The sequence below is a fragment of the Promicromonospora thailandica genome (assembly GCF_024171955.1).
Classification (GTDB): domain Bacteria; phylum Actinomycetota; class Actinomycetes; order Actinomycetales; family Cellulomonadaceae; genus Promicromonospora; species Promicromonospora thailandica.
Genome location: NZ_JAMTCS010000009.1, coordinates 263,838 through 272,740 on the forward strand (window position 1 = coordinate 263,838; position 8,903 = coordinate 272,740).

Here is an 8,903-nt window from a genome sequence, read left to right on the forward strand (position 1 = left end):
CGCCGTCAGGTCCGCAGCGTCTCCAGGTGCTCGGCGATGCGGCCGATCGCCTCGGTGAGCACGTCGACGTCGGGCAGCGTCACGAGCCGGAAGTGGTCCGGCTCGGGCCAGTTGAACCCGCTGCCGTGCGTCACGAGGATCTTCTTGTCGCGCAGCAGGCCGAGCACGAACGCCTCGTCGTCCTCGATCCGGTAGACCTCCGGATCGAGGCGCGGGAAGCAGTACAGCGCGCCGCGCGGGCGCACGGACGTGACGCCGGGGATCTCGTTGAGCAGCCTGTCCGCGAGCATCGCCTGCTCGTAGAAGCGCCCGCCCGGCACGATGAGCGCCTCGATCGACTGGTAGCCGCCCAGTGCGGTCTGGATGGCGTGCTGCGCGGGCACGTTGGCGCACATGCGCATGTTCGACACGAGCGTGAGGCCCTCGAGGAAGTCCCGGGCCCGGTGCTTCGGACCGGAGACCATGACCCAGCCCGACCGGTAGCCGCAGACCCGGTAGGCCTTCGACAGGCCGCTGAACGTCAGGCACAGCACGTCGTCGCCGGCGTAGGTGGCGGTGTGGTGGTGGGTGGCGTCGTCGAACAGGATCTTCTCGTAGATCTCGTCGCTCAGGAGCACCAGGTCGTGCTCGCGGGCCAGGTCCACCAGGCCCTTGACCGTCGCCTCGCTGTACACGGCGCCCGTGGGGTTGTTCGGGTTGATGATCACCAGCGCCCGCGTGGCGGGCGTGATGCGCGACGCGATGTCCTCCAGGTCCGGGTTCCACCCGTCGCTCTCGTCGCACCGGTAGTGCACGGGCTTGCCGCCCTGCAGGCTCACCGCACCGGTCCACAGCGGGTAGTCGGGGGCGGGCACCAGCACCTCGTCGCCGTCGTCGACGAGCGCCTGCAGCACCATGCTGATCATCTCGGAGACGCCGTTGCCGATGAACACGTCCTCGACGCGGGTGTCCAGGCCGTGCGTCTGGTAGTAGTTCGCCACGGCCGTGCGCGCCGAGTAGATGCCACGGCTGTCGCTGTAGCCCTGCGCCTCGGGCAGGTGGTGGATCATGTCGGCGAGGATCGCCTCGGGCGCCTCGAAGCCGAAGGGCGCCGGGTTGCCGATGTTCAGCTTGAGGATCTTGTGACCCTCCGCCTCCAGCCGGTACGCCTCCTCGAGGATGGGACCCCGCACGTCGTACCGGACGGACTTCAGCTTGCGGCTCTGCCTGATCTCTCGCACCCCGTCATGGTCGCAGGTTCGCGCGGGTGCGTGCGCGTCGCACCGAGGACGTGAGATGCCGGGTCTGCGGTGATCCGCGAAGTTCACCCTGTCCTGGGCGGCGAACAGGCCTGGAGGGCGGCCGCGCGCCAGTAGTGTCCGGTCGGGCACCGACGCCCCCCAAGCACTCGAACACCCGGACAGGTACCCGATGGCCACATCTCAGGCGGCACCGCGCGCCTTCTTCGACCCCTGGGCGCACCTGCCCGGCGGACCGGCGCTGCGCGCCGCGTGCGAGGCGGGAGACATCCCCGCCGCGCTGTCCCTGACCCGCGCGCTGAGCGCGCACGACGACGTCGCGTCCGCGCTGTGGAACATCGCCGAGCACGGGCTGCACCCGGACCAGCGGGCCGGCTACACCCTCGCGGTCGAGGCGGCCGACGACGGTACGCCGCTCGGGCGCACGCTGACCGGCGTCCGGTACGTCACGGTGGGCTGGTCGATCCGCACCCGGCAGCGGGCCGAGCACGTCTCGCCGGCCCAGTTCGAGCAGTTCTTCGACTGGCTGCGGCGGGCCGAGCGCGTCCTGTTCGACGTGTGCGCGGAGCACCCCGGCTTCGCCCCCGCCTGGGAGGTCCGCATCACGACGGCGCGCGGCCTGCAGCTCGGGCACGGCGAGGCCCGCCGCCGGTACGACCGGCTCGTCGCGCTCGAGCCGGCGGTCTTCGCCGCCCAGCGGGTCTTCCTGCAGCAGATCCTGCCGAAGTGGGGCGGCTCGTGGGAGGAGGCGTCCCGGTTCGTCGAGGAGTGCGCCTCCGTTGCGGCCCCCGGTTCGCTCGGCCCCGCGCTGGTCGCCGACCACGCGATCGAACGGTGGCTCGACGGCGAGCGTTCGGTGCCGTCCGCGACGGTCGACCGCATGCGGTCGGCCGCCGCGGCCACGGTGCTGCACCCGGAGCACACCTGGACCGCCGCCACCGCGGTCGCGCACACGAACTTCGCCCTGTTCTTCTCGATCGCCAAGCATCCGGCCGACGCCTGGCCGCACTTCGACGCGCTCGACAGGTCGCCGGTCGAAGGCCTGTGGAACTACTACGCGGCCCGCCCCGCCTCCGCCTACGACGCGGCGCAGCGCAACGCCGCTGCGGCCGTGGCCCGGCGCCGGGGGCGCCGCTCATGAGCGCCACCGTGCCGGACGTGGTGGGCTTCCCCGGCATCACCCTCGCCGAGTCGGACGGCGTCCCGCTGCTCCTCGCGCCCCGCGAGGGGAACACGACCGGGGGGATCGTCTTCCGGGTCGGGTCCGCGCACGAGACGCTGGCGACCTCCGGCATCACCCACCTCGTCGAGCACCTCGCGCTGCGGGACCAGGTGCTCAGCGAGGCGCACCTGAACGGTCACACGCACGCGGACGTGACGGTGTTCCACGTGACCGGCTCGGCATCCGACGTCGTCGCCTACCTGAACGACGTCTGCGCGGCGCTGCGCGACCTGCCCCTGGATCAGCTCGACACCGAGAAGGACATCCTCCGGTCGGAGTCCGACGGGAGGTCTCCCGGGTTCGCGGGCCGGCTCCGGCTCAACCGGCACGGCTCGCGCGGACACGGTCTGGTCGCGAACGGCGAGCGGGGCCTCGACCGCCTCACCGCCGACGAGGCACGTGCCTGGTCACGCACCTGGTTCACGCGGCAGAACGCCGTCGCGTGGTTCACCGGCGACGCGGTCCCGGACGGGCTGGACCTGCGGCTTCCCGAGGGTCGCCGCATGCCCGCGCCGGAGGTCACGGACGTGCTCGGCGGCACGCCCGCCCTCCTGACCGGCCTGCGGGACGGCGTCGCGCTCGACGCCGTGGTGCCGCGCGGGGATGCCGCCTACGTGGCCTCGCTGGTCACGCGGGAGGCGCTGCACCGCGAGCTGCGCACCGACGCCGACCTCGCGAGCTCCGTCGACGTCGGCTACGAGGTCCTGGACCCGGAGCACGCACGGGTCCTCGTCGTGGTACAGGCCGTCGAGGGGCGCGAGGACGCGGTGGCGGGCGGCGTCGTCGACGCGCTGGGCACCCTGCGCTTCCACGTGACCGACGCCGACCTTGCCGCGGCCCGTGCGCTGGCGCTGGAGCGCCTCGCAGAGCTCACCGCCGCGTCCCCGGCCGACCTGCTGCCGACGGCGGCCCACCGCCTCGTCACGGGTCGTCGGGTGGAGCACCACGAGCGCACGCGCGCGAGGCTCGAAGGAATGACGGCCGACGACGTGCGTGCGGCGGTGCGCGACCTGTGGGCGAGTGCGCTCTGGTACGCGCCGGCCCCGCTCGACTGGGCCGGCGTCGCCGCGGCACCGCAGTGGTCGAGGGAAGCCGTCCACGGACGCACCTTCCCGCGCATCGACGCGCCCGACGTCTCGCTGGTACTGGCCGCCGACGGCGTCGGGATCGTCACGCCCGACGGTCCCCTCACGGTCCGGTTCGCGGACTGCGTGCTCCTGGAGACTGTGCCCGACGGCGCCCGCGCGCTCACCGGTGCGGACGGGTTCCGGGTGACGATCGAGCCCACGCTGTTCCGCGGCCTCACGGCGGCGGAGGTGGCGGCCCACGTCGACCCGAACGTCCCGACGGAGGTCGTCGTCCGGCTTCCGGCGCGCGCCCCGGCCGACGTCCCCGCGCCCGCCACGCGCTCCTCGCGGAAGGGACGGGGTGCGGCGTCCCGCGCGCTGCGCTCGGTGGGCGGCACCGTCGGCCTCGTCGCGGCCGTCTGGCTCGCCGGACTGCTCCTGGTCGGCTGGATCCAGCAGCTGGCGAGCGAGGTCCTCGGTCTCGACCTCCACCTCGGGCTGCTGCCGCTGCTGGCGTGCGTGTGGGCCACGTTCGCCGTGATCAACAAGCGGCACCGCAGGGGGGAGCGATGACCGGGCAGGTGCAGGTCCGCGAGCTGTTCGCCCGGCGCCCCGGCACCACCGAGGGCGGCCTGCTGTTCCGCGTCGGCTACGCCGACGAGACGCTGCCCACGAGCGGGATCACGTCGTTGGTCGTGGCGCTCGCGCTGCGCGCGGCGGAACGGCCCGGCCTCGACGTCGGGGCGTCGGTCGGACCGGTGGTCACCGAGGTGCGGGTGACCGGGACCCCCGACCGCGTGCGCACGACCCTGCGGGACGTGGCGCTGGCGCTGAGCGACCTTCCGGTCCGCCACCGCGCCACCGAGGCCCGCGCGCTGGCCGAGCGGGCAGGCGAGGTCGTCCCGGTGCCGCTCTGGCGCTTCGGTCACCAGGGGTACGGGCTCGGTCCGGGCCGCTACCTCGGGCTGCACCGCGTGACCGACGGTGACCTGAGGGCCTGGGCGAGGGAGCGGTTCACCGCGGCGGACGCGGTCGTGTGGAGCCGGGGCGAGGAGGCGCTCGGGCCGGAGGTGCCGCTGCCCGGCGCCCCGGCCGGGTCGGCGGCACGTTCCGCGCCCGCAGTGCCCGAGGCCGCCTGGTCACTGCCCGCCGAGGCCCACGCGGGCGGCACGAGCGTGATCTGGGACGCCGTCGTACCCGCCGTCCCCGCCGCGCCGGTGCTGGCCGAGGTGGCGCGGCGCGCGCTGTTCCAGAGCCTGCGCCACGACCGGGGCTGGACGTACGACGTCGCCGCCTCGGCCGGCCTGCTGGACGGCCGGCACGCCGCGTTCCGGCTCTCGGCGGGGCTGCGGCAGGAGACCGCCGACCAGGCCACGGGCGAGTTCCTGGATACGTGGGGCCGGCTGCGCCACGCGGTGCCCGACGAGGAGCTGGCCGTCGCCAGGGCACACCTCCTGCTGACCTTCGACGAGCCCCGTCAGGAGGCTGTCTGGGTCCGAGAGGATGCGCTGCTCACGGTGCTGGGCCGACCCGTCCCTACGCCGGCCGAGCGCCGCGCCGCGCTCGAGGCGGTGACCGCGGACGACGTCGTCGGGCTGGCCCGGCAGGCGTGGGACACGGGCCTCCTGGTGACCCCGGTCAGAGAGGGCTGGGCAGGTACGTCGGTCGTGCCGCGCGGCGCGGGCGAACCGGTCGAGGGCCGGTCCTTCGCCCGGCTCGACGCCGACGCCGCGGTCGTGATCGGTCAGGACGGTGCCACGCTGCGGGTGGGCGCCGCGCGAACGACGGTGCGGTTCGCCGACGCCGCCGCGGTCGTGGCCTACCCCGACGGGGGCCGCCTCCTGGTCGGGCTCGACGGGACCGAGATCCCGTTCGAGCCCACGCTGCACGACGACCTCACCGTGAGCGACGTCGCGACGCTCGTCGACGACCGGGTGAGCAGCGAGCTCGTGATCCCCGTGCCGCGTGAGCGTGCGCCGGAGCGGCCGGACCGAGCGGCGATCGAGCAGCGCCGTCGGTCCCGTGCTGCCCGGCGTGCCGCGGAGAACGGGCGCTCGCGCCTGTCCCGGGTCGAGGTCGTCCGTCTGATCGCGGCGCTGGCGCTGATCCCGGGCCTCCTGGTCGCGGTCGGCGGCGTGGCGGTCTGCGCAGGTGGGCTGGTGCTGACGCTGGTGGCGTGGATCGACGTCGGCCCGCAGCCCTGGGGTCTGCCGGTTCTCCTGGCCGCGGTGGGTGGAGCCAGTGGCGTCCTCACCTGGCTGTGCTGGCGCGGCCTCGACCGGCTGCGGGTGGGTATCCGGTTCTGAGACCCAGCGGTGCGGCCGCGGTCAGCCCTCCGCCAGCCGCGCCGGGAAGCCGCCCGTCGCCACCGGACCCCAGCGCTCGATCGTGAGGCGCACGAGCGCCTTGCCCTGCTCGACCATGGCGGCGCGGTACTCGTCCCAGTCGGGGTGCTCCTTGCCCGCGGCGGCGCGGAAGTAGTCCACGAACGCGTCGAGGGCCTCCGGCACGTCGAGCACCTCCGCGGTGCCGTCCACCTGGACCCAGGCGTCGCCGAAGTCGTCCCCGAGCGCCAGGAACGACGCGGCAGGCCGCGCACGCAGGTTCCGCGCCTTGGCGCGCTCGGGATAGGTCGAGACGACGACGCGGCCCTCGGGGTCGACCCCGTAGGTCACGGGGCTGAGCTGCGGCGTGCCGTCGGCGCGGCCGGTCACGAGGATGCCGTTGCGGCGCGAGCGGAGGAAGTCGAGCAGCTCGTCGCGGGTCACGGTGGTGTTGGTGGCGATCGTCCTGGGCATGGGCGCCAGGGTACGCGGCGCCACCCACATCCCGGCCGCCCTTGCGCGGGGCGGCCGGGTGGACGACGTCAGACGCCGGCCGGGGTGGGCGTCGTCGGGGCGGCCGGGTCGGGCGCGGCGTCGGCCTCCGGGGCGGCGGCCTCCTCCTCGCTGGGCCTGCCCAGGATCCACTCGGTGGAGAAGAGCACCTTGTCGGTCAGGCGCAGCATCTCGTCGCGGATGCCCACGTGCGGGGTCGAGAACGACAGCCGGGCCACCGACTGCCGTCCGGGCGCCTCGGCCCAGTAGTCGACCAGGAGCAGCGGCAGGTCCTGACCACCGACCTCCTCGTTCCCGCGCCCGACCCGGACGTGCCGCAGGAACGGGCCGGACAGCGTCTCGGTCCGGGTCAGGGTGTCGTCCGGGCCCAGCTCGCCACCGATGCGGTCCTGCACGCGCTGGAGGTGGGTCGACGTCCCGGCCTCGGGGCCGAGGTCGTGCCAGTAGAGGGTCAGGTTCAGCGCGAGGGCCGCCTCCTGGCCGGGCAGCAGCAGGTACGCCATGACCTTGCCGCCCGCGGCCTCGGCCTTGTCCGCGACCTCGATGAGCTTCTCCCGCAGGTCCCGGCGCAGGGGAGCGGAGCGGTCGCCGAGCTTCGCGGTCTGCTGCTTGACGATGTCCCGGATCTGACGCTCCCGCCGCTCCGGCTCGTCGAGCTCGATGACCGCCCAGTGCTCGGGGAGGTTCAGCTCGATACCGACGCCGCGGAAGCCGCCCGGGTCGTCGACCGTACCGAGCGCGTGCAGGGCCTCACCACTGATGCCGCTGCCGGTCTCGTCGAACAGCCCCGTCGGGTCGTCGGCGGGCGGGTGCGGGTCGAGGGCGGCGAGGAACTCGCCGGTGCCGAAGGTCATGGGGCTCGGTCCCGCCGGGTCGATCACCACGTGGGCGAGCGCAGCGCCGTGGCGGGTCACGAACGGTGCCATCGAGTCGCGTCGGCGCATGCTGAAGGACCGTTCGGGCGCGTCCTGCAAGAAGGCGGCCAGACTCTGCGTGGTCGAGAACAAGCAGAGCTGGTACGGCTCGGCGGAACCCTCTGGCGCCGGGAACACCTGTACCTGCGGCGTCCCGTCCTCCCGGTCGAGGACGGGGACGACGACCACGTCGTCGCGCAGGGCCTGGCCGACGGCGCCACGGTCGCCCGCCTCGAGGGCGCGTGCGAGGGCGACGGATCCGGCGTCGGACCGCGGGGCGACTGCCGGCGTGGGCTCATGCTCGTGGGGCGTTGCTTCGGTCATCGTCGCCTTTCCTGGGCATCGGCCGTGGTTGGGGTGTCAGTGCGTCTCGTCCGGCGAGGACTTGTCGAGCCACTCCTCGAACGGCTCGACGGTCGCGAGGGCCGGGTCGACCGTCCGTGCCGCGTGGGCGAAGCCGGCGGCGAGCTCGTGCAGCATCCGCAGCAGGGTGTCGCGGTCGATGTGTTCCGTGCTCGGTTCCGGGACCCAGGAAGTACGCGAGGTACAGGTGATGGTCACGTCGTCGTCCCCAGGCAGGAACTCCAGCTTCGCCTCGGTGCCCTGGGAGTACATGTCGAGCCGGAACACGTCGCGCGACTCCAGGTTCTCGAGGAGGTCCGGGAGCTGCTCGAGAAACACGGACATGTCGTAGTCGACACTGAGCGGCCAGGGGTCGCGGCCGAAGCCGCCCAGTACGAACCGTGCTCCCTCGGCCTCCGCGAGAACCTGCGAGATCTCGATCACCAGGCTCTCGTAGTCGTAGGACAGGTCGAAGGAGTGCCCGGCGTTCACCAGAGCACCCGGCTCATACGCGACGTGGAAGGTCATGAGGGTGTCTCCAAGATCGGGTAGGCGTCCTTGATCATCCCGTTGTAGCGAGGCACGACGACGGCCTTTGTGGCGGGCACGATCTCTCCGCCAGGGAGGATAACTTGCCCGGTCCCTTCCGGGATGTCGATGGTGACCGCATCCTGCTGGGTCTGGGCTTTCTTGGGGGGATGCGGGATCTCGGTCCAGACGCCGTCGTCGTGAGCTTTACGCAGCAGGTCGGCCGCAGCGTCGTCGTCGATCCACTGCCCCTGCTGCTTGCCTTCGGTCGCGGCGCGTCCGGTCAGGTTGTCCGTCATCTTCTTCCCGGCGCCGTGCCGGCTGAACGTGTGCCCGAATGTCGGGGTGCTCTTGGAGCTCCAGTTGATGGCCCGGCCGTGGCTGGCGTTGTGGACGAGGACGGGGGTGGTGCCGGCGTAGACGTAGTAGTTCGAGTGGGTCTGGACGTGGAAGTTGTAGACCGTCTCGACGTCCTGCTCGGCACGCTGCTCGATCTGGATGCCCTGGACCGGGGTGGTGGCCCCCGCGGAGGTGACCAGCAGGTCACCCTCGCGCAGGAACGCCGCGTCCACCCACCCACGGCCCTGGACCCAGAACGGGTGCTCCGCAGTGGTAGAGACCCGCTGCCCGCCGATGGTCAGGTGGAACAGCTCGCCGGTCGAGCGCACGAACGTCTCGACCACCACCTGCAGCTCATCACGCCCGGTGACCAGGTCATGCGCCCAGACCTTGTCCCCCACCCGGATGTCCTCGAT

General features: G+C 73.1%; 8 protein-coding genes. 3 read left to right on the forward strand and 5 right to left on the reverse strand.

From position 1 onward, the window contains the following. Positions 1–5: 5 nt before the first annotated feature. Complete coding sequence (locus APR03_RS16155; RefSeq protein ID WP_253837214.1) at positions 6–1,220, reverse strand: pyridoxal phosphate-dependent aminotransferase; 1,215 nt, start codon at positions 1,218–1,220, stop codon at positions 6–8. Positions 1,221–1,410: 190 nt separating this feature from the next. Here APR03_RS16155 and APR03_RS16160 point away from each other — a divergent pair, with 190 nt between their 5' ends. From APR03_RS16160 to APR03_RS16170, 3 genes are read left to right on the forward strand one after another with little or no spacing between them, the layout of a single operon-like run. Further along, on the forward strand, positions 1,411–2,379 hold the full coding sequence (locus tag APR03_RS16160; RefSeq protein ID WP_253837216.1) for a hypothetical protein: 969 nt from the start codon (positions 1,411–1,413) through the stop codon (positions 2,377–2,379). Continuing rightward, complete coding sequence (locus APR03_RS16165) at positions 2,376–4,100, forward strand: peptidase M16 family protein (protein WP_253837218.1); 1,725 nt, start codon at positions 2,376–2,378, stop codon at positions 4,098–4,100. Before APR03_RS16160 ends, APR03_RS16165 begins: the two co-directional genes overlap by 4 nt. Beyond that, positions 4,097–5,833 (forward strand): insulinase family protein, encoded by a 1,737-nt coding sequence (locus APR03_RS16170; protein WP_253837220.1) that lies wholly within the window; start codon positions 4,097–4,099, stop codon positions 5,831–5,833. The genes APR03_RS16165 and APR03_RS16170 overlap by 4 nt, the downstream gene beginning before the upstream one ends. A gap of 21 nt (positions 5,834–5,854) precedes the next feature. Here APR03_RS16170 and APR03_RS16175 read toward each other — a convergent pair whose 3' ends face one another. The 4 genes from APR03_RS16175 to APR03_RS16190 form a co-directional block, all read right to left on the reverse strand. Then, entirely contained in the window at positions 5,855–6,325 is a 471-nt protein-coding gene (locus tag APR03_RS16175; protein ID WP_253837222.1) for a PPOX class F420-dependent oxidoreductase, read from the reverse strand. Positions 6,326–6,393: 68 nt separating this feature from the next. After that, complete coding sequence (locus APR03_RS16180) at positions 6,394–7,602, reverse strand: SseB family protein (protein WP_253837223.1); 1,209 nt, start codon at positions 7,600–7,602, stop codon at positions 6,394–6,396. Between the two features lie 36 nt (positions 7,603–7,638). Then, a complete protein-coding gene (locus APR03_RS16185) occupies positions 7,639–8,148 on the reverse strand; it encodes a hypothetical protein (protein ID WP_253837224.1) in 510 nt (169 codons plus the stop codon). Then, positions 8,145–8,903: polymorphic toxin-type HINT domain-containing protein (locus tag APR03_RS16190; protein WP_253837225.1), on the reverse strand; the 759-nt coding region annotated here is incomplete at its 5' end. The genes APR03_RS16185 and APR03_RS16190, both read right to left, overlap by 4 nt.